The organism is Inquilinus ginsengisoli, from assembly GCF_050434925.1.
Classification (GTDB): domain Bacteria; phylum Pseudomonadota; class Alphaproteobacteria; order DSM-16000; family Inquilinaceae; genus Inquilinus; species Inquilinus ginsengisoli_B.
Genome location: NZ_JBNDJK010000001.1, coordinates 8,072,161 through 8,095,183, shown reverse-complemented (window position 1 = coordinate 8,095,183; position 23,023 = coordinate 8,072,161). Strand labels below are relative to the sequence as shown.

Annotated in this window: 24 protein-coding genes; 10 read left to right on the top strand and 14 right to left on the bottom strand. The window is 68.6% G+C overall.

Annotated features, from left to right (window positions below):
• Positions 1-19 precede the first annotated feature (19 nt).
• The 5 genes from QFZ27_RS37740 to QFZ27_RS37720 all read right to left on the bottom strand — a co-directional run bounded on the left by QFZ27_RS37740 (position 20) and on the right by QFZ27_RS37720 (position 4,069).
• Complete coding sequence (locus tag QFZ27_RS37740) at positions 20-1,387, bottom strand: amidase (protein ID WP_429232086.1); 1,368 nt, start codon at positions 1,385-1,387, stop codon at positions 20-22.
• Positions 1,388-1,479: 92 nt separating this feature from the next.
• The gene (locus QFZ27_RS37735; protein WP_429232085.1) at positions 1,480-1,848 is read right to left on the bottom strand and encodes a VOC family protein; all 369 of its coding nucleotides are present in this window, start codon (positions 1,846-1,848) and stop codon (positions 1,480-1,482) included.
• A gap of 217 nt (positions 1,849-2,065) precedes the next feature.
• On the bottom strand, positions 2,066-2,749 hold the full coding sequence (locus QFZ27_RS37730) for a helix-turn-helix transcriptional regulator (protein WP_429232084.1): 684 nt from the start codon (positions 2,747-2,749) through the stop codon (positions 2,066-2,068).
• Positions 2,750-2,780: 31 nt separating this feature from the next.
• Entirely contained in the window at positions 2,781-3,356 is a 576-nt protein-coding gene (locus QFZ27_RS37725) for a short chain dehydrogenase (RefSeq protein WP_429232083.1), read from the bottom strand.
• Positions 3,353-4,069, bottom strand: a complete 717-nt coding sequence (locus QFZ27_RS37720) for an NAD(P)H-dependent oxidoreductase (protein WP_429232082.1) — start codon at positions 4,067-4,069, stop codon at positions 3,353-3,355. Before QFZ27_RS37720 ends, QFZ27_RS37725 begins: the two co-directional genes overlap by 4 nt.
• A gap of 98 nt (positions 4,070-4,167) precedes the next feature.
• On the opposite strand from QFZ27_RS37720, the gene QFZ27_RS37715 reads away from it, so the two are divergent.
• Complete coding sequence (locus QFZ27_RS37715; protein ID WP_429232081.1) at positions 4,168-5,073, top strand: LysR family transcriptional regulator; 906 nt, start codon at positions 4,168-4,170, stop codon at positions 5,071-5,073.
• A gap of 225 nt (positions 5,074-5,298) precedes the next feature.
• Here the strand turns inward: QFZ27_RS37715 and QFZ27_RS37710 are convergent, their stop codons facing one another.
• Positions 5,299-6,201 (bottom strand): LysR family transcriptional regulator, encoded by a 903-nt coding sequence (locus tag QFZ27_RS37710; protein ID WP_429232080.1) that lies wholly within the window; start codon positions 6,199-6,201, stop codon positions 5,299-5,301.
• 312 nt (positions 6,202-6,513) lie between these two features.
• Here QFZ27_RS37710 and QFZ27_RS37705 point away from each other — a divergent pair, with 312 nt between their 5' ends.
• From QFZ27_RS37705 to QFZ27_RS37695, 3 genes are all read left to right on the top strand, one after another.
• Positions 6,514-7,551 (top strand): aldo/keto reductase, encoded by a 1,038-nt coding sequence (locus tag QFZ27_RS37705; RefSeq protein ID WP_429232079.1) that lies wholly within the window; start codon positions 6,514-6,516, stop codon positions 7,549-7,551.
• A gap of 380 nt (positions 7,552-7,931) precedes the next feature.
• Positions 7,932-9,014 (top strand): alpha/beta hydrolase, encoded by a 1,083-nt coding sequence (locus QFZ27_RS37700; protein ID WP_429232078.1) that lies wholly within the window; start codon positions 7,932-7,934, stop codon positions 9,012-9,014.
• A 205-nt stretch (positions 9,015-9,219) separates the two neighbouring features.
• Positions 9,220-9,741, top strand: coding sequence for an SDR family oxidoreductase (locus QFZ27_RS37695; RefSeq protein WP_429232528.1), 522 nt, complete (start codon positions 9,220-9,222; stop codon positions 9,739-9,741).
• A gap of 600 nt (positions 9,742-10,341) precedes the next feature.
• On the opposite strand, the gene QFZ27_RS37690 is transcribed toward QFZ27_RS37695, so the two are convergent.
• Positions 10,342-10,683: a winged helix-turn-helix transcriptional regulator gene (locus QFZ27_RS37690; protein WP_429232077.1), complete on the bottom strand. Its 342-nt coding sequence runs from the start codon at positions 10,681-10,683 to the stop codon at positions 10,342-10,344.
• Between the two features lie 135 nt (positions 10,684-10,818).
• Here QFZ27_RS37690 and QFZ27_RS37685 point away from each other — a divergent pair, with 135 nt between their 5' ends.
• The 4 genes from QFZ27_RS37685 (at position 10,819) to QFZ27_RS37670 (ending at position 13,658) form a co-directional block, all read left to right on the top strand.
• Complete coding sequence (locus tag QFZ27_RS37685) at positions 10,819-11,694, top strand: NAD(P)-dependent oxidoreductase (protein ID WP_429232076.1); 876 nt, start codon at positions 10,819-10,821, stop codon at positions 11,692-11,694.
• An 18-nt stretch (positions 11,695-11,712) separates the two neighbouring features.
• A complete protein-coding gene (locus QFZ27_RS37680; RefSeq protein WP_429232075.1) occupies positions 11,713-12,129 on the top strand; it encodes a GFA family protein in 417 nt (138 codons plus the stop codon).
• 171 nt (positions 12,130-12,300) lie between these two features.
• Positions 12,301-12,579 (top strand): hypothetical protein, encoded by a 279-nt coding sequence (locus tag QFZ27_RS37675; RefSeq protein WP_429232074.1) that lies wholly within the window; start codon positions 12,301-12,303, stop codon positions 12,577-12,579.
• Between the two features lie 212 nt (positions 12,580-12,791).
• A complete protein-coding gene (locus QFZ27_RS37670; RefSeq protein ID WP_429232073.1) occupies positions 12,792-13,658 on the top strand; it encodes a hypothetical protein in 867 nt (288 codons plus the stop codon).
• On the opposite strand, the gene QFZ27_RS37665 is transcribed toward QFZ27_RS37670, so the two are convergent.
• The 7 genes from QFZ27_RS37665 to QFZ27_RS37635 form a co-directional block, all read right to left on the bottom strand.
• On the bottom strand, positions 13,629-14,540 hold the full coding sequence (locus QFZ27_RS37665; protein ID WP_429232072.1) for a DMT family transporter: 912 nt from the start codon (positions 14,538-14,540) through the stop codon (positions 13,629-13,631). The two genes, QFZ27_RS37670 and QFZ27_RS37665, sit on opposite strands and share 30 nt — an antisense overlap.
• A gap of 91 nt (positions 14,541-14,631) precedes the next feature.
• Positions 14,632-15,855, bottom strand: coding sequence for a Gfo/Idh/MocA family oxidoreductase (locus QFZ27_RS37660; protein WP_429232071.1), 1,224 nt, complete (start codon positions 15,853-15,855; stop codon positions 14,632-14,634).
• Between the two features lie 18 nt (positions 15,856-15,873).
• Complete coding sequence (locus tag QFZ27_RS37655) at positions 15,874-16,701, bottom strand: sugar phosphate isomerase/epimerase family protein (RefSeq protein WP_429232070.1); 828 nt, start codon at positions 16,699-16,701, stop codon at positions 15,874-15,876.
• A gap of 3 nt (positions 16,702-16,704) precedes the next feature.
• On the bottom strand, positions 16,705-18,120 hold the full coding sequence (locus QFZ27_RS37650) for an enolase C-terminal domain-like protein (RefSeq protein WP_429232069.1): 1,416 nt from the start codon (positions 18,118-18,120) through the stop codon (positions 16,705-16,707).
• Between the two features lie 4 nt (positions 18,121-18,124).
• Entirely contained in the window at positions 18,125-19,294 is a 1,170-nt protein-coding gene (locus tag QFZ27_RS37645; RefSeq protein WP_429232068.1) for a dihydrodipicolinate synthase family protein, read from the bottom strand.
• A 3-nt stretch (positions 19,295-19,297) separates the two neighbouring features.
• On the bottom strand, positions 19,298-20,449 hold the full coding sequence (locus tag QFZ27_RS37640; RefSeq protein WP_429232067.1) for a Gfo/Idh/MocA family protein: 1,152 nt from the start codon (positions 20,447-20,449) through the stop codon (positions 19,298-19,300).
• 111 nt (positions 20,450-20,560) lie between these two features.
• Complete coding sequence (locus QFZ27_RS37635; protein WP_429232066.1) at positions 20,561-21,241, bottom strand: TetR family transcriptional regulator; 681 nt, start codon at positions 21,239-21,241, stop codon at positions 20,561-20,563.
• 221 nt (positions 21,242-21,462) lie between these two features.
• Here QFZ27_RS37635 and QFZ27_RS37630 point away from each other — a divergent pair, with 221 nt between their 5' ends.
• A complete protein-coding gene (locus tag QFZ27_RS37630) occupies positions 21,463-21,669 on the top strand; it encodes a hypothetical protein (protein ID WP_429232065.1) in 207 nt (68 codons plus the stop codon).
• A 60-nt stretch (positions 21,670-21,729) separates the two neighbouring features.
• Positions 21,730-23,019, top strand: a complete 1,290-nt coding sequence (locus QFZ27_RS37625) for an ABC transporter substrate-binding protein (RefSeq protein WP_429232064.1) — start codon at positions 21,730-21,732, stop codon at positions 23,017-23,019.
• Positions 23,020-23,023: the final 4 nt, after the last annotated feature.

Genomic DNA, 23,023 nt, shown 5'->3' with positions numbered 1-23,023 from the left:
GATCGGCCGGGCCTTTCGATCAGCCGCGCCGGTCGATGCCGGCGGCCTCGGCGGCCAGGCCGATGGCCAGCAGCCGGGCATCGTCGCCGGCGGGGGCGGAGAGCAGCAGGCTGGTCGGCAGGCCGCGCCCGTCGAGGCCGGTCGGCAGGGCCAGGCCGCACATGGTCAGGATGTTGCCGATCATGGTGTTGCGCAGGCTGCGCAGGTTGACCTGGTGGTACAGCTCGACATCGGCCTCCAAGGGCGCGATCTCCGGCGCCGCATGCGGCACGGTGGGGAAGGCCAGCAGGGCGCCGTCCAGTTCGGCCGCGAGCGCCGCGGTCAGCCGCTTGCGCATGGCCTGGATCGCCAGCAGGTCCAGCGCCGTCATCCGCTTGCCGCCGTCGATGCGCGAGGTGATGCGCGGGTCGACGCGCGCGGCGTCCGGCCCCTCCATCAGCTCGCGGTGGAAGGCATAGGCCTCCGCCGCCGTCAGCGAGCCATGGGCGGCGCCGGTTGCGAACATCTCGTCGATGATCGCGATGCGCCGGCGCTCGACCTTGGCCCCGGCGGCGGCCAGTACCGACAGCGCCTGTTCGAAATTGGCGACCACGCCATCCTCGGCCTGGTCGAACACGACGTTTTCCGGCACCACCAGGCGCAGGCCGGACAGCTCGGCGCGGCGGATGTCGGTGGCGACGGCGCCACGCAGCGCGGCATCCAGCAGGATGCAATCCTCCACCGTCCGGGCCAGCGGGCCGATCGTGTCCAAGGTCTGGGACAGCGGGAACACGCCGGCCTTGTCGATCCCGTCCTCGGAGGTCTTCAGGCCGACCAGCCCGTTGAACGCGGCCGGGATGCGCACCGAGCCACCGGTGTCGGTGCCGATGGCACAAGGCGCCAGGCCGCGCGCCACCGCGACGGCGGAGCCGGAGGAGGAGCCGCCGGGCGCCCGCGGCGTCGCCGCGTCGAACGGGTTCAGCGGCGTGCCGTAATGCGGGTTCAGCCCGAGGCCGGAATAGGCGAACTCGCTGAGATTGACCTTGCCCAGGCTGACCATGCCGGCGGCGGCCAGGTGACGGGCGATCGGCGCGTCGGCCTTGGCCGGCGAGGCGTTTCGAAGCACCTCGGCCCCGGCGGTGGTGACGGTACCCTCCAGGTCGACCAGGTCCTTCCAGGCGACCGGCACTCCGTCCAGCGGTCCCAGCGGCCGGCCGGCGCGGTAGCGCTGCCGGCTAGCCTCGGCCTCGCGCCGCGCCCGCTCCTCGGTCAGCAGCAGGAAGATCGCCTTGTCCGGGCAGGCGCGGATGCGGTCGAAAAAGGACTCGGTCGCGGTGACCGGGTCGGTCGCGCCGGCGAGGTAGAGGCGGCCGAGGACGGCGGCGGAGATCTGGGACAGGTCGGTCACGGGCGATGATTCCACGGCCCCGGGGTCCCGTCGCCCCGGCGGGCCGCCGGCCGGGCGCGATCCGCTACTCGACCAGCCGGCGCCGCGTTTGTCTACACCGTCAGCGCGAACACCCGCAGTCGGTGGCCATCGGGGTCGAGGGCGACGAAGGTGTAGCCGAAATCCAACTCCGTCGGCGGCTGCAGGATCGGCAGGCCGCGGTCGCGCCACTCGGCATGGATGGTCTCGACCGTGGCGGCGTCGGCGACGCTGAAGCCGATCTCGGCGCCGCCGCCGGCCGCCGTCGCCGCCGGCTCGACCGTGTGCCGCGACCACAACCCCAATTTGGCCCCGCCATCGAGCAGGAACAGGGCGAAGGTGGGCGCGGATTCGATCGGCTCGCGGCCCAGCAGCCCGGCATAGAAGGCGGCGCTGGCCGGCGGGTTGTCGACATAGAGCAGGGTGTAGCTGGGGATCGGCATCGCGGTTCTCCTGGGTGATGACGAGCCCAGGATGCATGCCCATGCTGACAGTTTCCGGCAGCATCAGTCGCGCGAGAGGCCCTTTCGAAATGCGCTGGCGTGAGTCGGCTGGTGGTGGTTTCGAGAACCGGCGCGCAGCGGACGTTAAAGTCCGTGAGCACCGGAAGCGCAGAAACCGCCGCCAGACGGCCGCGACAGTAGCATTTCCAAAGGGCCTCTAAGAGATGCCCTGCATCTCGCGCCATTCCTTCAGCAGCATCAGGCGGCGGCGCGGATAGCGCGCCTCGAGCGCCGCCAGCTCCAGGATCCGGTCGGTGCGGAAATGGCGGAAGCCCTGGCGCAGCTCGCACCACGCCACCACCATGCGGACCTGGTCGAAGAAGCCCAGCGCGAAGGGCCAGATCACCCGTCGCGTCTCCGCCCCCTCCGGGCCGCGATAGGCGATCGCCAGCTTGTGCTCGGCCCGGATCGCCCGGCGCACCGCGGCGAGGTCGATGCTGCCGCCGGCGATCGCCTGGCCGGGCCCGACCAGCAGCGCATTGGCGTCGAGGCCCTGGCGCAAATCGTCCGGCAGCACCGCCGCGATCTTGGCCAGCGCATTGCGGGCGGCGTCGCCCAGCCGGTCGTCGGCGCGCTGCGCGACCCAGCGCGAACCCAGCACCAGCGCCTCGATCTCGTCCTCCGAGAACATCAGCGGCGGCAGCATGAAGCCGGGCCGCAGCACATAGCCCAGCCCGGGCTCGCCCTCGATGTCGGCGCCCTGCGCCTGCAGCGTGGCGATGTCTCGGTACAGTGTGCGCAGGCTGACCCCGGTCTCGGCCGCCAGCGCGCGCCCGCTGACCGGCCGGCGGTGGCGGCGCAGCACCTGGATCAGAGTCAGCAGGCGTTCGGATCGCGACATGGGGTCATGCTGCCAGATCCTGGCAGCAGCGTCAGGGCCTGATCACTTGGCCCTGCGCCGGTCCCTCCACCGCCGCGACATAGGCGTGGGCGACATCGGCCGCGGGCATGCCGCCGTCCCGGCCCATCGCCCGCAGCGTCTCGCGCACCCAGCCGGGGCTGACGGCGTTGACCCGCAGGCCGCGCGGCAGCTCCAGCGCCGCGGCGCGGACGAAGGCCTCCAGCCCGGCATTGACCAGCGCGCCGAAGGCGGCGCCGGCCATCGCCGGGTCGATGGTCCCGGCGGTCAGGGTGACCGAGCCGCCGTCGCGCAGCCGGGGCAGGGCCAGCCGCAGCAGCGCCACCTGGCCCAGCAGCTTGCCGTGCAGGCCGTGCAGGAACGCCTCGTCCGGCGCGTCGAGCGGCGCCATGCGGGCGCTGGCGGCGCAGCAAACCACCGCGTCGACCGGGCCGGCCGCCGCCAGCAGCGCCGCGATCGACACCGGATTCTCCATGTCGACCGAAGGCGAACCGGTCCGCGACGCCCGCACCACCTCGTGCCGCTGCTCCAGCGCCGCGGCCACCGCCGAACCGATCGTGCCGCCGGCGCCGATGACGATGATCCTCATGCCGCCACCCCCGTCTTCAGCCGGTAGGTCTCGGGGTCGTAATCGTCGAGGCTCGGGAAGCGCAGCGGCTCGGTGGTCGCCACCGTCAGCAGCCGCTGCCGGTACTGCTCCAGATACGCGCGCCGGCCCTCGTCGCCGATCCGGGCCGGCTGCCAGGCGATGAAGGGCGGCAGCACGTCGAAGCCGGTGAAGCGCAGCATGCCGTGCTGGATCGGGTACAGCAGCTGGTGGATGTCGCCGTTCAGCCCGTCCGGCCCGTACATCGAGGCGGGGCCGCCGACGGTCAGCGACAGCATGGCCCGGCGCCCGGCGAAACGGCCGCGGTCGTACCAGACGCCGCCGCCATAGACCGCGCCCATGGCGAAGACCCGGTCGACCCAGCCTTTCAGCATCGCCGGCAGCGAGAACCACCACAGCGGGAACTGGAACACCAGCGCGTCGCACCACAGCAGCTTGTCCAGCTCAGCCTGCACATCCGCCGCGAAGCCGCCGGTCGCGCTGGCATGCGCCTCCTCCTGCTGCTGCCGGAAAACCTCAGGGTCCAACGCGCCGGTGAAGTTGCCGCGGCCGGAGCGCGGGTCCCAGCCCATGGCGGTGAGGTCGGAGACGATCAACTCGTGCCCGGCCTCGGCCAGGCAGCGCCGGGCGGTGCCGGTCAGCGCGCCGTTGAAGCTGCGCGGCTCGGGATGGGCATGGACGATCAGGATCTTCATGGCGGCCCCCTCGGGTGTCCTGGCGCCGAGGATGCGGCCTCGCCTCCATGAAGGGAATGACGCATAATCTTCAATGGTCTTGAAGGAAACCATGCAGAATGCGCGGCAGCGACTATGCCGAGCTGCGGGCCTTCGCCGCGGTGGCGGAGGCGGCGAGCTTCTCGCGAGCCGCGAAGCGCCTCGGCGTCTCGCCCTCGGCCCTCAGCCAGACCCTGCGCGGGTTGGAGGAGCGGCTGGGCGTCCGCCTGCTCAACCGCACCACCCGCAGCGTCACCCCGACCGAGGCGGGCGAGCGCCTGCTGGACCGGCTGCGCCCGCTCTTCGTCGAGTTCGACCAGGCGGTGCAGGAGGTGAACCGCTTCCGCGACTCCCCCGCCGGCCGTCTGCGCATCAACGTGCCGCGCTTCGCCGCCGCGCATCTGGTCGGCCCGGCGCTGGGCCGGTTCCATAGCGCCCATCCCGGCGTCGAGCTGGAGGTGGTGGTCGACGACTCCATCACCGACATCGTCGCCGGCCGCTTCGACGCCGGCATCCGACTGGGCGAGACGCTGGAGCGCGACATGGTGGCGGTGCCGCTGACCGGTTCGCTGGAGCTGGCGGCGGTGGCGACGCCGGACTATTTCGCCGAGCATGGCGTGCCGCAGAGTCCGGCCGACCTGCACCGCCACCGCTGCCTGCGCTTCCGCTGGCCGGGCGGCGGCGACCTGTATCGCTGGGAGTTCGAGCAGGGCGGGCAGGAGGTCGTGCTGGCGGTGGACGGGCCGCTGGTGGTCAACGACGCCGCGCTGATGCTGCAGGCGGCGCTGGGCGGCGTCGGCATTGCCTATCTGCTCGACCGCCAGGCTGAGGCCGATGTCGCGGCCGGGCGGCTGCAACGGGTGCTGCGCGACTGGTCGCCGCGCTTCCCGGGCTTCTACCTGTACCACCCCGGCCGCCGGCAGATGCCGCCGGCGTTGCGTGCCTTCATCGAGGTGTTGCGCGCATCGATGCCGCGATCAAACTGACCCGGCCGCTCGCGAGCCATCACCAGCCAGCTCACACCATCGCATCTCCAAGCGGTTTCCAACACCGACAGCCTTTGAGTTCGACTCTCCAAGCCCTTCTTCGTCATGGCGAGGAGGCGAAGCCGACGTAGCCGTCCAGAGGCCGGTGCCGCTTGGATGGCCACGCCCCCTATAGGCGTAAGGGGCGGGCTCGCCATGACGGGTCAATATTTCCGGCCGCTGGTATTATCTGATTGAATGTTGATACTCCTTCACATGTTCAATGAAGGCTCGGAGCTTCGGATGAACCTGGGAGCGCCGAGGGTAGTAGAGATATACCCCGGTGCTGGTCGCTGCGTATCGATCCAGGACGACTTCAAGGTTTCCAGCCTCAATTTTGTCTATGATGGCGTTTTCACTCGCATAGAGGAGTCCGACACCGCCAAGGGCCGCGTCCAGCGCGAGCGTTGCATCATTCATGATGAGAGAGCCCGTGACCTGCACTGCGAATTCCTTGTCCTCGCTCTCGAATTCCCAGCGGTCGTAGACACGCTCGCCCGCGCCGACGCAGATGCAGCCGTGCGACAGCAGATCCTTGGGGTGCTCCGGGCGACCGAACTTGTCGAAATATCCAGGCGCACCCGCGATCACCCAACGAACCGGGCCGAACAGCTTGAGTGCCACCATGTCCTGGGCCAGGATATCGGAGACCCTGATCCCCGCATCGAACCCTCTCTCGAAAATGTTGGTTGCCGCGTTTTCGAAGAAGAGCTCAACCGTGACGTCGGGGTATTTTTTGACAAAGCTCAGAACGACGGCTTTCAGAAAATTTGGATAGATCAACTGCGGTATATTCAACCGCAACCGGCCGGCCGGCTTCTCTGCAAAATTCCCGGCATCCTTCATCGCGGCAAGGATCAGCTCCAGCGCCGGCCCCGCCTGGCTTAGAAACCTCTCGCCGGCTTCCGTCAGGCTCGTCGCCCTCGTGGTCCGCGTCAGAAGGGTCACGCCAAGCCGCGCTTCGAACTGCCTGATCATCTTGCTGATCGCCGACGGCGAGACCTTGAGTGTCTTGGCCGCGGCGGTGAAGCTGCGTTTGTCCGCGATGAGCTTCAGGGCCAGGAGCCCGTCGAGCTGGTTCTTGTCCATTGTGAACCTATGGTCAAAGGTTCATCAACGAATATGCCGCTTTTAGAAATCATGTAACGGGCGAATTTTGAAAGAGCGGAATTTCAAAGAAGCGGAGAGCGGTCACGAACCGAAGGACCGTCGATCCACTGGAGTTGCAGCAGCATGAAACACCCAACACACAGCGGAATCGAAACCGGCGGCCCCGCGATGCCTGACCGCCGTAGATTACTGGCCGCCGGCTTTGGATTGGCCGCAGCATCTTTGCTGCCTCTCTCAGCCGCACGAGCGCAGACAGCGGGATCATCCGCGACGGGTTCTCGCCCGTTGAGCATGGATCGCCGCAAGCTCGGCTCGCTGGAAGTCTCCGCTCTCGGGATGGGCTGCCAGAATTTCGCCGGGATGTATGGCCCGCCGACCAATCGGCAGGAAGCGGTCCGGATCATCCGCGCGGCCTATGACCGGGGCGTCACGTTTTTCGATATCGCCGAAGTCTACGGGCCCTTCCTTGGCGAGGAGATCGTCGGAGAGGCGCTGGCGCCGATGCGCGACCAGGTGGTCATCGCCACCAAGTTCGGGTTCGACATCTCGCCGGAAGGCCGGATTCGCGGCGTCAACAGCCGCCCGGCCCATATCAAGCAGGTGACCGAAGAATCGCTCCGGCGCCTGAAGACCGATTACATCGATCTTCAGTATCAGCATCGCGTCGATCCCATGGTCCCCATCGAGGACGTTGCCGGGGCGGTGCAGGAGTTGATCCGCGAGGGCAAGGTTCGTCACTTCGGCCTGTCGGCCGCGGGCGAAGCGACCATCCGCCGGGCGCATAAGGTGCAGCCGGTCACGGCGGTGCAGAACGAATACTCCGTCTGGACACGCGATCCGGAGCCCGAGGTTCTCCCAACCTGCGAAGAGCTGGGCATCGGGTTCGTGCCGTGGAGTCCGCTCGGAATGGGCTATCTGACCGGCACCGTCACTCCGATGGTGGTGCATGGCCCTGCGGATTTGAGGGCCAACCTGCCACGCTTCACCCTCGAGGCGCGCCGCGCGAACTGGCCGGTCGTCGAATTGCTGCAGCGCGTCGGCGCACGCCATCAAGCGGCGCCTGGCCAGATAGCGCTCGCCTGGTTGCTTGCCCGCAAGCCATGGATCGTGCCCATTCCGGGACCGACAACGCAGGACCAGATGGATCAGAACACGGACGCGCTTCAGGTCCGGTTGACCGCCGCCGACATCCAGGAGATCGAGGACGGCTTCGCTCAGATCAAGGTGCAGGGTGCGCGACTGAGCGAGCCGATGCTTGCGATGATCGACATCGGGGCCAAGCTGGGGACCAGCTCAAAGGGCGGGCACGGCATGACGCCTCTGCCGTAAGAGACCGTTTGGAAATGCGCTGGCGTGAGTCGGCTGGCGGTGGTTTTCGAGAACCGGAGCGCAGCGCACGTTTGGCGCGTGAGCACCGGAAGCGGAGAAACCGCCGTCAGACGGCCGCACCAGTAGCATTTACAAACGGTCTCTAAGAGCCAAGATGAACCGGTAAAGGCTTGAAGGTTTGCCGAACCGGTTCTGCAGTATCGGACAAGATCTACGCGTAGCTGCTTTCACAGCATCGATGTCTTACCGACGCAGCCGCTTCTTCGATCGCCGGCGGCGACCCGGCCTAAGAATCGTCAACCAGCATGACGCTTTTGGCAAGGCTGGGGAGCATTACTTTGGCTGAAGACGAGAAGTCGTCGACAAGAAGGAGAACAGTCATGAACAGAAGAACCGTCTTGGCGGCCGGCGCATCATTGGTCAGCCTAGCCGCCGTGGCGCCCGCCGGTGCGGCTGGCGCTGCCGGTGCGAGCGCAAATGAAGCTCCCATCACCGGTCTGGCAGAGTTCACCAAAACGGTGAGCGAAGATCGCACCGTTTCGCGAAGGACGGTCACGTTCAGGAACGGGCAGATCGACATGGCCGGCGTGATCTTCGAGCCGGCCGACATGGAGAAGGGCAAGGCCTATCCGGCGATCGTCGTCGTGCATCCGGGCGGCGGCTCCAAGGAACAGACCGCGAGCCTCTACGCCTATCGCTTCGCGCAGCAGGGCTATATCTCGCTCGCCTATGATGCGTCCCATCAGGGCGAAAGCGGCGGCATGCCACGTCTACTCGAAAACCCCACGGTCCGGGTGGAAGATGTCAGAAGCGCAGTCGATTACTTCACCACGCTTCCCGTCGTCGACCGCGAGCGGATTGCGGCCATGGGCATTTGCGCCGGCGGCGCCTATGCCATCAACGCGACGATGACCGACCACCGCATCAAGGCGGTCGCCGGCGTCAGCTCGTTCAACATGGGAGACGGCTTCCGCAAGGGCTGGTTTGGCTCGGGAACCGTCGAGGAACAGCTCGCCACGCTTCGGAACGTCGCCCGGCAGCGCACGGCAGAGGCCAACGGGGCAGAGCCTGCGATGTTCCCCTATGTGCCGGACTCTCCGGAAGGCGTTACCGACCCCGAGCAGGTGGAAGTCAGCGAGTACTACCGACTGGCCAACCGGTGGATGCATGCCAATTCGCCGAACCGTTTCCTCGCCAGCAGCACCGACAAGATCTACGCCTACGATGCCTTCACCAACATCGGCGTGTTGCTGACGCAGCCGCTGCTGCTGATCGCGGGCAGCGATGCCGGCACCAAGTGGCACAGCGACCGCGCCTTCGCCGAGGCCGCGAGCGCCGGCGAGAAGGAACTCTTCGTCGTTCCGGGCGGCACGCATATGAGCCTTTACGACAGGGACGTCGGCAAGGCGATGCCCAAGCTGCTCGAGTTCTTCGGCAGGCATCTCGACAACCCGGCGATCTGATGAGGCCCATGAAAAGGATGGCCTGAAGAGGTCATCCTGCCGAGGAACAATCAATGAGCAAAGTATGGTTTGTGACCGGCGCGAATAGCGGGATCGGCGCCGGCATCGTCGCGACGGTTCTCGATTCCGGCGGCAGCGTCGTCGCCACCGGCCGGAACATGGACAAGCTCCGCGCGGCTCCTTTGCCGGTGTCGAGAACGAGCGGCTGGCGCTGGTTCAGCTGGATGTCACCGACAAGGCTCAGGCCGAAAAGGCGATCGGTGACGCGGTAGCCCGGTTCGGGCGGCTCGACGTCGTGGTCAACAACGCCGGCATCGCCGTTCTCGGTTACTTCGAGGCCCTTTCGGCATCGGATTTCGAAAGGCAGCTCGCGCCGAACCTCTACGGCGTCATCAACGTCCTGCACGCGGCTCTGCCGGTGATGCGCAAGCAGCGTGCCGGCCACATCATCAACATCAGCTCCGTGGCCGGTGGCGTCGGACAGATGCACGCCGCAGCCTATAGCGCGAGCAAGTTCGCCGTCGAGGGTCTGTCCATGGCTCTTGCCGACGAGGTGGCAAAATTCGGCATCAACGTCACCGTCGTCAGCCGGATTTCTTCCGCAGCAAGCTGCTGGATACGGGCAATGCCAGCTTCGTCGATACCGGTATCGAGGATTACGCCACCGGCACCTCGACCCGCGAAACATGGGCGCCCTATGACGGCAAGCAGAACGGCGATCCGCTGAAGCTGGGAGAGGCCTTGGTCAGGATCGCAGCGATGGAGAGGCCACTCAAGCTGTTCCTCGCCGGCAGCGATGCCGTCGAGGTGCTGACGCCTGTTGTCGAAGAACGGCTGAGGGCCATCAAAACACAATCGCGAGCTGTCCAGCTCAACGGATGGCGTTGCTCGATAACCTGTCTCGTCAGTACAGCTTCAATTGCGTGATATGACCCGAAATCCGGCCTCTCTATCATTCCAGATAAGGGGCAGGTTTTTTACAACCGCCGCAATGACCGCTCCTGGCGAAGCGGCCGTGGGGCACCGCGTGCATCTTGTTCATGATACGCTCCATCTCCCCACATCGGGTGACGGAAGCGACGCCTCAGGCCGCGGCGTCTCGAAGCCGGTTGGCTGAGGAGGCGATGGAGATTCCGCCCAGCAGCGGGGCGCTGCCGGTGGCCTTGCCGGCAACGTCGGCGGACGGGCTCATGCGCGCCTGTCCGGCACCGGCCTGGTGTCGAGATCGGACATGCGCCGCTTCCTCCCGTCGGGCCGGCAGGGTGGCTGAAATCCGGCTATACGGGAAGGGTCGGAATTCGGGAATGTCAGGACGGCCCGGCGGCGTTCAGGCGATCAGGCGGCCGGCCGCCGTCCGGGCCTCATAGGCCTTGCCCCAATGCGACATGGCGGTGACCGCCTGGTTCAGCGTCAGGCCGAACTCCGTGACCGAATACTCCACCCGCGGCGGCACCTCGGCGAACACCTCGCGGCGGATGATGCCGTCCGCCTCCATCTCGCGCAGCTGCAGGGTCAGGATCCGTTCGCTGATTCCCGGCAGCAGCCGCCGCAGCTCGCCGAAACGGCGGCGGCCAAGATGCAGCTCCCACAGGATGTCGGTCTTCCACTTGCCGCCGATCACCGCCAGGGCGGTGCTCCAGCCGCAGCCGTCGTTCCGATGTGTCTTCATTTTTCGCAATACTTACATCAATGTGCGTCTCTAATAATATTGTCAGTACTTGATCGGGGTCAAGTTGTTCGTAGATTTCGAATGATCGGGCCGATTTGAGATTTCGGAGGCAGGCCCATCATTCGGAGACTTCGCGTGAAGCCAGAGATTTCGGTCATCGGCACGGGGCGGATGGGGTCCGCCCTGGTCCGCGCCCTGCTGCAGCAGGGCCATCCGACCCATGTCTGGAACCGCACGGCGGAGCGGACCGCACCGCTGCTGGCGCTCGGCGCCCGGGCCGCGGAGACGGTCGCCGCCGCAGCGGAGGCCGCGCCGATCGTCATCGTCAACGTCTCGGACTACGCCGCCGGCGACCGGCTGCTGCGGGTGCCGCAGGTCGAGGCGGCGCTGCGCGGCCGGCTGCTGCTGCAGCTGACCTCCGGCTCGCCGGGCCAGGCGCGCGAGGCCGCGTCCTGGGCGGCGCGGCACGGCATCGACTATCTCGACGGCGCCATCATGGCGACGCCGAACTTCATCGGCGAGCCCGGCGCCACCATCCTTTATTCCGGCCCGGCCGGGCTGTTCGAGCGGCACCAGGCGGTGCTGCGCGTGCTCGGCGGCAACCCGCAGCATGTCGGCGAGGATCCCGGCCACGCCTCGGCGCTCGACGCCGCCCTGCTGGTGCAGATGTGGGGGGCGCTGTTCGGCGCGCTGCAGGGCATCGCGGTCTGCGCCGCCGAGACTATTCCGCTCGCCGCCTATGAGGCGCAGCTGCAGGCGTTCAAGCCGGTGGTCGACCTGGCCGTGGCCGATCTCGTCGGCCGGGTCCGGCAGGGCCGCCTGGCCGGGGACGAGGCGACGCTGGCCACGGTTTCGGCCCATCACGGCGCGTTCCGGCAGCTGCTGGAGCTGCATCGCGAGCGCGGCCTGGACCGGACGGTGCCGGACGCCTTCGACCGGGTGTTCCGGGCGGCGATCGCCGCCGGGCACGCCCCGGACGATTTCGCCGTGCTCAGCCGGTATATTGGCTAGCGGGACGGGGAGGCGGGGATGGACGATGAACGGAACAAGGTTCGGGTCGCGGCCTGCGCCTGCGGCGATCTGCGATTGACCCTCTCCGGCCCGCCGCTCGGCATCTATGCCTGCTGCTGCCTGGAGTGCCAGCGCGCCACCGGCAGCGCCTTCGCCGTCCGGGCCCGCTTCGCCGGCAGCGCGGTCGTGTCGATCGAGGGCGAGCGCCGCCGCTGGCGCCGCGGCAGCGAGGCCGGCCGCTGGCTCGAGCACTGCTTCTGCCCGGCCTGCGGCGGCCTGGTTTTCATGCGCAGCGAGGCCGCGCCGGACATGCTCGCCGTCTCGGTCGGCTGCTTCGCCGACCCCGGCTTCGACGCGCCGTCGACGGCTTATTGGACGTCGCGGAAGCCCGGCTGGTGCGTGCTGTCGGGCGTGCGCGAGATCGCGCGGCAATAGGGCTCGCGCATCACCAGTGCGTCCAGCCCGCCCGTCATCGACCGCATTCGACCCGAAGCAGCCATTGGCAGGGGCCCTGTCGTCGATCATAGTCGGCCAATGGTGACCAAAGACTCCCATCCATCCGGACTGGATCCTAGAACCCCGGCAGCCCAGGCTTTGGACATGATAATGAAGGGAGGCCTGGGCCTGCCGGCTCTCGCGGCCTGTGCCGATCTGGTCTCCGCGGATTGTCGGCGTAGCTGGTGGTATGCTGTTGAGGTAAAGGCGTCTGCTCTCGACGAGGACGGGTGGCTCGCTTTGCTTGATGAAGATGATCGGACCTGGGAGATGGCAAAGTCCGCGTTTGTCGCTTTCGGTGTAGATGGATCTCAGGAGCGCCTTTGCGAAGACCTCGCCGAGGTGATCAGGCGCTTCAATCATCGCCCTAATCTTCCCAAGCAAAGCTGACTTCAAGGCGTCCGCTTCCCGCCCCTTGCGGACCATCGCTGGTGGCTGGCACCGCCCAGATACCGGTGGCCGGTCATCTGAAGAGCACGCTCCGGGCTAGCCTGCTGCCGTGCATCTGCCGGTTGGCCTGAACGCGCAAGCCTATGGTTCCACCAAATCCGCGAACACAATGTTCATTGCGCTCGATCGGGCGTTCGTTCATGATACGTTCCATGAAGGAGATCCCTGCCGATTTCGATGTCCAGGCCTATGGCCGCGGCTGCACCCTGCAGCAATGCGAGATGCTGACGCGCCTGGCCGAGATCGGCATGCAGCTGGCCGAGACGGCCGGCGCCCGCGCCCTCGCCGCCCAGGCCGCCGAGGCCCAGTCTGCGGAGGCTCAGGCCCCGGACCCCGGCCTCGCCTTCGCCCGCTACGCCCATCTGGTGCGCCAGACCCTGACCCAGCGCGCCCGCGCCGTGAAGGATCTGTGCACCCGCGACGGCGGCCGCGAGGCCCGCCGCGCCCGCCATCGGGAGGAGGTCGAGGACGTCATCATCCGCCTGATCGGGGCCGACCGCGGCACCGACCGCACCCGCTTCGCCGATGTCAGGATGCAGCTCGACCAGGCGCTGGTCGAGCTCTATGGCGACCAGGACGACCCGGTCGAGGACCGCCCGGTCCCGTCGGTCGTGGCCGGCCTGGTCTGCGGCCTCGGCCTGGTCCGGCAATGGCGCCGCTACCAGCCGCGCTACGAGAATGGCCGCCCGGGCCTGCCGGCCGGCAGCCCGGACGAGATCCGGGCCGAGCGCGCCAGCCGCCGGGCCGCGGTCGTCGCCATGGTCGAAGAGGTCATCGACGAGGTCGACGACCCCGCCCGGATCGCCGACCTCAAGGCCGGGCTGGCGGTGCGGCTGCAGGAGCGCGACATCGACAGCTGCTCGACACCGCCAGCACCGAGAAGGCCACGGTCCGCCTCTGCCGCTCCCTGGGCATCGACCTCCACTCCGACATCTGCTTCGAGAACGGCCCCGAGGTGCCGCCCGATAGCAGTTGAGAGACCAGGCGCCTCAAGCCGCTCGACGACGATTCGCCGATGAGGCGATGGCGATGCCGCCCAGCACCACCAGGCCGCCGAGGATCTCGCGCGGGCCGACGGTCTCGTGCAGCACCAGCACGCCCAGCAGCACGGTCCAGACCGGGGTCAGATAGGCGTTCATCGACCCCAGCGTCGGACCGGCCAGGCGCAGGATCTGCATGTAGAGCGCGATCGGCAGGGCGGTGGAGAACACGCCGAAGGCCAGCAGCTCCAGCCCGTGCGCCGGCGCCGCGGCGAAGGCGGACGGGCCGGTGACGGCCAGCACCGCGATCATCGTCGGCAGGCCGGAGAAGACCTGCTGGCCCAGCGCCAGCCGCACCGGCTGCGGCGACGGGATGCCGCGGACATAGATCACGCCGAATGCATAGCTGGCGGCCGTTGCCAGCATCGCCAGCGGCCCGAGCAGACCGCTGCCGGCGAATGCGGCGGGGCCGATCAGGATCGCCATGCCGGCGAAGCCGGCCAGCACGCCGCCGGCGCGCCGGCCGGTCAGCCGCTGATCGGCGAAAAGCCAATGCGCCAGCACCGCCACCATCAGCGGGCTCGACGCCGCGATCAGCGCCGCCAGCCCGGTCTCGGTATCGGCCAGGGCATAGGCGGTCAGCGTGTTCGGGATGATGCCCTGCAGGATGCCCAGCACGATCCAGTCGCGCCATTCCCGGCCGCGCGGCAGGATGCCCTGGCCGCGGGCCAGCAGCCACAGCGCCAGCAGGCCGCCGCCCAGCACGCCGCGGATCGCCGTCAGCGGCATCGGGGCGAAGTCGGTGCCGAGCACCTTCATCAGCAGATAGGCGGTGGCCCACAGGAAGGAGCAGAGCAGCAGCCCCAGCAGCGGCGCGCTGCTGCCGGACGCCTTGCCGGCGATGTCCGCGGACGGGCTCATGCGCGCCCGCCCGGCCCGGTGTCGAGTTCGATCATGTGTCCTCCCGTCGGCCGGCAAGGTGGCGGAATTCCGGCCGGACGGGAAGAGGGTGTCAGCCCTCCAGCAGCGGCGCCACGGCGACGCTGCGGCCGCTGTCGATGCTGTCCAGGGCGGCGACGCCGCACAGCACCGCCAGCGCCCCGGCGCGGGCATCGGCACGCAGGCCCAGCGGGTCCGGCAGCCCGGGCCGGAACAGCATCGCCTGCATCTTCGGGTCGCCGCCCCAATGGCCGCCATGCTCCTGCGGCACCCAGATGTGCTCGACCGCGCCGAAGTTGCGCATCAGCAGGATCTCGTCGGCCGGCGGCGTGGTCCAGGGCTGGCGCTCGTATTGCCGCACCTCGATCCGGCCCTTGGTGCCGTTGAAAGCCAGATGGTGGCCCTCGATCGGCATGAAGGTGTTGAGCGAATAGGAGACCTGGACCCCGTTCCGGTAGCGCAGCGCCGCGCTCATCGTGTCCGGGATGTCGATGTCCTCGCGGAACACGCAGGCATCGCGGACATAGCCGTCCTCGCGCGACGGATCCTCGTACAGCATGGTCAGCCAGGCGTCGGCCGAGACGTCGAAGTGGAAGTCGCACTCGCCGGCATGCGGGCAGGTCTTGCAGCGGGGCCCGCGGAACGGGCCCTTGCGGCCGTAATGGCGCAGCTCGCCGCGGGCGAACACCTCCTCGGGCTCGGAGGCCAGGTACCAGTTCAGCAGGTCGAAATGGTGGGTGGCCTTGTGCACGAACAGGCTGCCCGAATTGGCCCGATAGGCGTGCCAGCGGCGGAAATAATCGGCGCCGTGCTTGGTGTCGAGATACCAGTGGAAGTCGACCGACACGACGTCGCCGATGGCGCCGTCCAGCAGCAGCTGCTTGATCCGCTGCGAGGTCGGGGCGTAGCGGTAGTTGAAGGTGACGTCGACCCGGCGGCCGGTGCGCTTCTCGGCGGCCAGGATGCGGCGGCACTTCTCCGCCGTCGTCGTCATCGGCTTCTCGGTGATGGCATCGACCCCGGCCTCCAGCGCCTGGACGATGTGGTCGTCATGCGCGCTGTCGCGGCTGCACACCATCAGCCGGTCCGGCCGGGTCTCGCGCAGCATGGCGCCGAGATCGGTGAACACCGGCGCGTCGACGCCGATCGCCGCCCGCGCCCGCTCCAGCCGCAGCGGGTTCTGGTCGCACAGGCCGACCATCTCGACCACGTCGCCGACCTGGGCCAGCAGCTCCCGGCCCCAGGTCCCGGCGCCGCGATGGCCGGTTCCGACCAGCGCGACCTTCGTCTTGCCCATTTCCGCCTCCAAACCCCGTTACAGGGTGCAATGCGAGTGATAACGCTCGACGCAGGTCCGCAAGACCTCGTCGCCCGGGCGCTTCCACCAATTCTCGGCCGAGAAGATCTCGACCTCCTGCGGTCCCCGGAAACCGGCGGCCTCGATCGCGGCGCGGATGCCGCGCAGGTCGATCACCCCGTCGCCCATCATGCCGCGGTCCAGCAGCAGGTCCGTGGTCGGCACCAGCCAGTCGCAGATGTGATGCGCCAGGATCCGGCCCCCGGCGCCGGCCCGGGCGATCTGCGGCATCAACTCCGGGTCCCACCAGACATGGTAGACGTCGATGGCGACGCCGATGCCGTCGCCCAGCAGGTCGCAGATGTCCAGCGCCTGCTTCAGCGTGTTCACGCAGGCGCGGTCGGCCGCGTACATCGGGTGCAGCGGCTCGATCGCCAGCGGGATGCCGCTGGCCCGGGCATGCGGCAGGATGGCGGCGATGCCGTCGGCCACCATCTGCCGGGCGGCGCCGATGTCGCGCGACCCGGCCGGCAGCCCGCCGACCACCAGCACCAGGCAGTCGGCGCCCAGCGCGGCGGCCTCGTCGACCGCGTGCAGATTGTCGTCGATCGCGGCCTTCCGCGCCTCCGGATCGCCGGCCGGGAACATGCCGCCGCGGCACAGGCCGGTGACCTTGAAGCCGTTGTCGCGCACGATCCGCGCCGCCTCGGCGAGGCCGATCTTGTGCACCTGGTCGCGCCAGGGGGCGATGGCGGTGATGCCGTGGCCCAGGCAGGCCTCGGCCGCCTGGCGCATGTCCCATTGCATACGGGTGGTGGCGAGGTTGATCGACAGACCTTCAGCCATGGATCAGATCTCCGTCGGTCCGTCGGCCATCGCCGACCAGTCGGGGATGAGGGCGGTGCCCAGGCCGCGCGCGGCCAGCACCGAGCCGATGGCCAGCCGCCCGCCGCGGATGCTCAGGCGGGCGCGGCCGCCGGCATCGGCGTACAGATCCGGGTGGGCGGCCAGGAAGGCGCGCTGTTCGGCTTCGGGCGCGCCGGCCATGCCGTCGACATAGTGGTGGCCGTTGCGCTCGACATGGCCGGCGCCGCCCAGCGCCGCCAGCACCAGGTCCTGCTGCAGGGCGACGCCGCCCTGGGTGGTCAGGTCCTCGGCCGACAGGAAGTAGCGGATGCCGTCCTCGGCGCTCCATCTGGCGATGCGGGCCCGGTTCAGCAGCGCCCGGTGGAAGCCCTTGCAGGATTTCGACGAGATGCCGCGATAGCCCAGGGCGCGCGCCTGCGGGAAGGCGTCGATGCTGGCGTCGGACTCGTCGATCTCGACCGGCACCCGTTCGGCCAGCGCATGGATCGGCTCGGCCAGCGCGCGGGCGCGGGCGATCGGCTGCTCCAGGAACAGCACCGCGGACCGCAGCCGGGCCAAGGCGGGGTCGGCGGTCAGGCGGTCCCAGAACTCGGCGACCGGCCCGGCCTCGGCGAACTGCTCGTTGCCGTCCAGGGTGACGCGATAGTCCGGCAGCCGGTCCAGCACGGCGGCGATCCGGCGCAGCCGGTCCAGGTCGGCGTCGGCCCGGCCGCTCAGCTTCAGCTTGAAATGGCTGTGGCCATAGGCGGCAACCGCCTGCTCCAGGCTCTGCGGCAGCCCGTCATTCAGGGGCTCGGCGATCTCGGCGGTGGTGATCGGGTCGGCCAGCCCGACCGTGTGCCGGGCGTGCAGCGAGTCGGCCGGCGCCAGCCCGGCCAGGAACCGGCCGAGGTCGAACTCCCCGAGATCGGAGGCGGTGGCCGTGGTCAGCCCGATCCGGTTGGTGCGCACCGCGGTGACCGCATTGATCCCCTCGATCCGGCACAGAGCGTCGATCACGGCGCGGTCGAACAGGGCCAGGCCGAAGGAGGCGATCAGCCCGCCCAGCCCTTCCGCCGCGCAGGCCGCGTGCTGCCGCGTCTCGATCGCGGCGCTCAGGGCGAAGGCCGGGGCAGGGCGCTCCTCGGGATAGAACGGGCGGGCGATGGCGAGCGACCGGCGCAGCTGGTCGAAATTCTGCTGTTCGGTCAGGGCCGGGTCCTTGTCGAACCATTTCGGCACCATCAGCTCGGCCGCCTGCCCCTCGGCGCGGCGGCCGTCCGCCGTCTCGACCGTCAGCCGCAGGAAGGCCTGCGGTGCGCCGGTGACGGTGGCGGCGCCGAAGCGGAAGGGCAGCCGGAACCGCACCGGCCGTTCGTAGAGCCGGGCCTCGACGACGCGCAGGCGGGGGGCGGTCACGGCGTCATTCCACCCCGCCTACGGCCAGCACCTTGCGCATGCGCTGCACCGCCAGGTCCGGGTCGCGCAGCACGCGGGCGGCGTCGGCCAGGCGGAACAGCTCGGCCAGGTGCGGCAGCGACCGGGTGCTCTGCTGGCCGCCGATCATCAGGAAATGGTCCTGCAGCCCGTTCAGATAGGCCAGGAACACCACCCCGGTCTTGTAGAAGCGGGTCGGCGCCTTGAAGATGTGCCTGCTCAGCGGCACGGTCGGCGCCAGGATGTCGTGGAACCCTGCCTCGTCCCCGGCCGTCAGCCGCGCCAGCCCGGCCGAGGCGGCGGGGGCGATGGCGTCGAAGATGCCGAGTAGGGCATCGGAGTAGCCCTGCGCGTCGCCGGCGATCAGCTCGGCATAGTTGAAGTCGTCGCCGGTGTACATGCGCACCCCTGCCGGCAGCCGGCGGCGCATCGCGATCTCCTTCTCCTTCGACAGCAGCGAGATCTTGATGCCGTCGACCTTGGCGGCGCTGTCGCGGATCACGGCCAGGCAGGTGTCCATCGCCCGGTCGTGGTCGGCATCGCCCCAATAGCCGGCCAGGGCCGGGTCGAACATCTCGCCCAGCCAGTGCAGGATCACCGGCTGCTTCACCTGGGACAGGATCCGGCCATAGACCCGGACATAGTCGTCCGGCCCGCGGGCCGCGGCGGCCAGCGCCCGGCTGGCCATCAGGATCACCCGTCCGCCCAGGCCTTCCACCGCCTCGATCTGCTGCTCATAGGCGGCGATCACGTCGGCGATGGTGACGCCGGGGCCGGGCGGCAGGTGGTCGGTGCCGGCGCCGCAGGCGATCATGGCGCCCGGCCGTTCCTTGGCTCCGGTCAGGGCCCGGCCGATCAGCGCCTTGGCGGTCGGCCAGTCCAGGCCCATGCCGCGCTGGGCGGTGTCCATCGCCTCGGCGATGCCGAGGCCGAGGTCCCAGAGATAGTGGCGGAAGGCGAGGGTGCGGTCCCAGTCCACCGCCGTGTCCAGCCAGGGGTCGTTGTCGGCCAGCGGGTCGGCCACGACATGCGCCGCGGCATAGGCGACCCGGTTGAAGGCCGGGGCGCTGCCTGGCGCCGGCATCGGCAAGGGCGCGTTGCGGATGCTGTAGCTCTCAAGACCGCCGCCAGAGCGGGGAAGGGTCAGCGAAGCCATGGCTCAGCGCTCCAGCGCCGGCAGGTCGATCCAGCGCCGCTCGGCCCAGCTCTGCAGCCCGGCCTCGGCCAGCTGCACGCCCTTCACGCCCTCCCACAGCGTGTACTTCCAGGGCGTGCCGGCGACGACGTGGCGGATGAAATCCTCCCACTGCACCTTGAAGCCGTTGTCGTAGACCACGTTGTCCGGCACCTCTTCCCACTGGTCGAGGAACTTCATGGTCTGCGGCTGGTCCGGGTTCCACACCGGCCGTGGCGTGTTCACCCGGTGCTGGGTGTAGCAGCGGGTCAGTCCGGCCACGGCCGAACCGTGCGTGCCGTCGACCTGGAAGGTCACCAGGTCGTCGCGCCGCACCCGCACGGCCCAGGAGGAGTTGATGTGCGCGACCACCCCGCCCTCGAGCTGGAAGGTGGCATAGGCGGCGTCGTCCGCATCGGCCTGGTAGCGCTTGCCGGCCTCATCCACCCGCTCCGGGATATGGGTGGCGCCGAGGCAGCTGACCGACTTGACCTCGCCGAACAGGTTGTCCAGCACGTAGCGCCAGTGGCACAGCATGTCGAGGATGATGCCGCCGCCATCGCCCTTGCGGTAGTTCCAGCTCGGCCGCTGCGCCGCCTGCCAGTCGCCCTCGAACACCCAGTAGCCGAACTCGCCGCGCACCGCGAAGATCCGGCCGAAGAAGCCGGAATCCCGCAGCATGCGGATCTTCTGCAGCCCCGGCAGGTACAGCTTGTCCTGGACCACGCCGTGGCGGATGCCGCGGGCGTCGGCGTGGCGGGCCAGCTTGGTCGCGACCTCCAGCGTCTCGGAGATCGGCTTCTCGCAATAGACATGCTTGCCGGCATCGATGGCGCGGGTCAGCAGCTCGGCCCGCATCTGGGTCGAGCCGGCGTCGAAGAACAGGGTGTCGTCGCGGTTGGCCAGGGCCTTGTCCAGGTCGCTGCCCCAGCGCGCGATGCCGTGGCGCTTGGCCAGCTCCTCGACCTTCTCGGCGTTGCGGCCGACCAGGATCGGGTCGGGCAGCACCTTATCGCCATTGGGCAGCACCACGCCGCCCTGGTCGCGGATGGCGCAGATCGAGCGCACCAGGTGCTGGTTGTAGCCCATGCGACCGGTGATGCCGTGCATGATGAGGCCGAGGCGCTGGGTGGCCATCCGGTCTTCCCTCCCGTTGCGGCACGGGCGGCAATTCCCGGCCTTGTTGTAACCAACTGGTTACTAGCCGACCACGGAACGGGTCCGCGCGTCAAGAGGCCGGCGTGTGGATCAGGGGCGCAGCGAGGCCAGGATCATGTGGGCGATGTGGTCGCCCCATTCGGCCAAGGCGCGCGTCTCGGTCAGCTCGCGCCGGAAGATGGTCGAGAGCGTGTAGCGATTCGACAGGTAGAAGGCGCCCAGCGAGGCGATGCTGACATAGACCTTGACCGGGTCGGCATCGGCCCGGAACACGCCCTTGGCGGCGCCGCGCTTGAGCAGGTCGGAGATCACGGCGACCAGCGGCGAATGCAAGTCGAAGATGCGGGCGGAGCGCTTCAGGTGCCGCGCCTTCATCAGGTTCTCGGTCTGCAGCAGGCTGAGGAATTCCGGGTGCTCGATGAAGTAGCGCCAGGTGAACAGTGCCAGCTCGCGGATGCCCTCGACCGGGTCGTGATCGGCCAGGTGCAGCTTGCTCTCGGCCGAGCGGATGGCGACATAGGCGCCTTCCAGCACCGCCAGGTAAAGGGCCTCCTTGTCGCCGAAATAGTGGTACAGCATGCGCTTGTTGGCGCCGGCGCGTTTGGCGATTTCGTTGATCCGCGCGCCGCTGTACCCTTTCTCCATGAACTCCTTCACCGCGGCGGCGAGGATCGCGGCGCTGGTGCGTTCCGGGTCGCGCACGGCCTTGGTGGCGGGACGTTTCGGCTTGTCTTCCGCCGGGGCGTCGATGGTCTCGTCGCTGATGCTCACGGTTTGGCGGCCTCGATCAGGGCCGGAGGCGACGCAACGTCGCGGCCGGTGTTCGTGTTGACAGCCATCATCGCATCGATCTAGCTTGTAACCAACTGGTTATAACAATCGTCGCGCCGGCCTTCGGTCGAAGGCCTGCCTCAGGCACCAACCGACCACCGCTTGCAACGTCTCGCCGACCGACGGGCTGACCGACGGGGTGGGGCATCAGGAGGAACGCGATGACGCCGCTGCGGTCGACCCGCAGGCATGCCCTGGGACGCAGGATCGGTGCCGCCGGTCTCTCCAAGGCCAGCGCGACGATCGCGCCCCGGCTCGCGACGCCGACCCGCACCATGCTCGACGACATCGACCTCGTCACCGACAGGATTGCGCCGCTGCCGCCGCTGAAGAACGCCGGCGCTGCTGCCATCCTCGGCCCCAACTGAACCCCGACACCAGGCAGCGCCTTCGGAGAGAAGAGGCGCGAACGACAGGAGGAACACGAGATGGCGAGACTGATCACGAACCGCAGACAGATGCTGAAAATGGGCGCCGCTTTGGGTGGACTGGCTGCCTCCGGGCTGCCGCTGCCGGCGCTGGCCCAGGACACCCGCCTGCGCATGTTCTGGTGGGGCTCCAAGGAGCGGGCCGACCGCACCAACAAGGTCAACAAGCTGTATGAGGCCGCGCATCCCAGCATCGGCATCAACGGCGAGACGCTGGGCTGGCCCGACTACTGGCCGCGCCTGGCCACCCAGACCGCAGGACGCAACGCGCCCGACCTGATCCAGATGGACTACCGCTACATCGTCGAATACGCTCGGCGCGGCGCGCTGCTGGCGTTCGACGACTACATGCCGTCGATCCTGAAGATCGAGGATTTCGGCAAGGATGCGATCGAGTGCGGCCGGGTCGACGGCAAGCTCTACGGCGTCAATCTCGGCAACAACTCGACCGCCTTCGTCTACGACGCCGAGACCGTGAAGCAACTCGGCGTCGAGGAGCCGCAATGGGATTGGAGCTGGACGCAGTGGGGTGAGTGGTCGGGCCGCGTCGCCCAGAAGAAGCCGGGCTATTGGGGCATGCAGGATGGCGGCGGCGTCGAGCCGTCGCTTGACTGCTGGACCCGCCAGCGCGGCAAGTCGCTGTACACCGCCGAAGGCCGGCTGGGCTTCGACCTCAAGGACGCGGAGGACTGGTTCGGCTTCTGGCACGAGCTGCGCCAGAAGGGCGCGGTGCCGCCGGCCGATGTCCAGGCGCTCGATAAGAATGCGCCGGAGAGCAGCATGCTGGCGCTGGGCAAGGCCGCGGCGATCAGCACCAATTCGAACCAGCTGGTGGCGCACCAGGCTCTGGTGAAGACCAAGCTGAACATGACCATGCAGCCGAGCGGCGGGCCGGGCGCGAAGCCGGGCCAGTACCTCAAGCCGTCGATGCTGTGGAGCATCAGCGCGCGCAGCAAGGTCGCCGAGGAGGCGGTCCGCCTGGTCAACTACTACGTGACCGATCCGGAGGCAGGGAAGGTGCTCGGCGTCGAACGCGGGGTCCCGGCCTCGAAGGCGCTGCGCGAGGCGGTGGGCCCGACCCTCGACGGCCAGAACAAGATCGCGCTCGACTACATCGCCTTCATCACCGACAAGGTCGGCCCCCTGCCGCCGTCGGCGCCGAAGGGCGCGGGCGAGATAGCCTTCCTGCTGAAGCGGGTGAACGAGCTGATCTCGTTCGAGCAGGCGTCGGTGGCTGACGGCGCCAAGCAGTTCTTCGACGAAGCCAACAGCATTCTCGATCGCGGGTGACGTC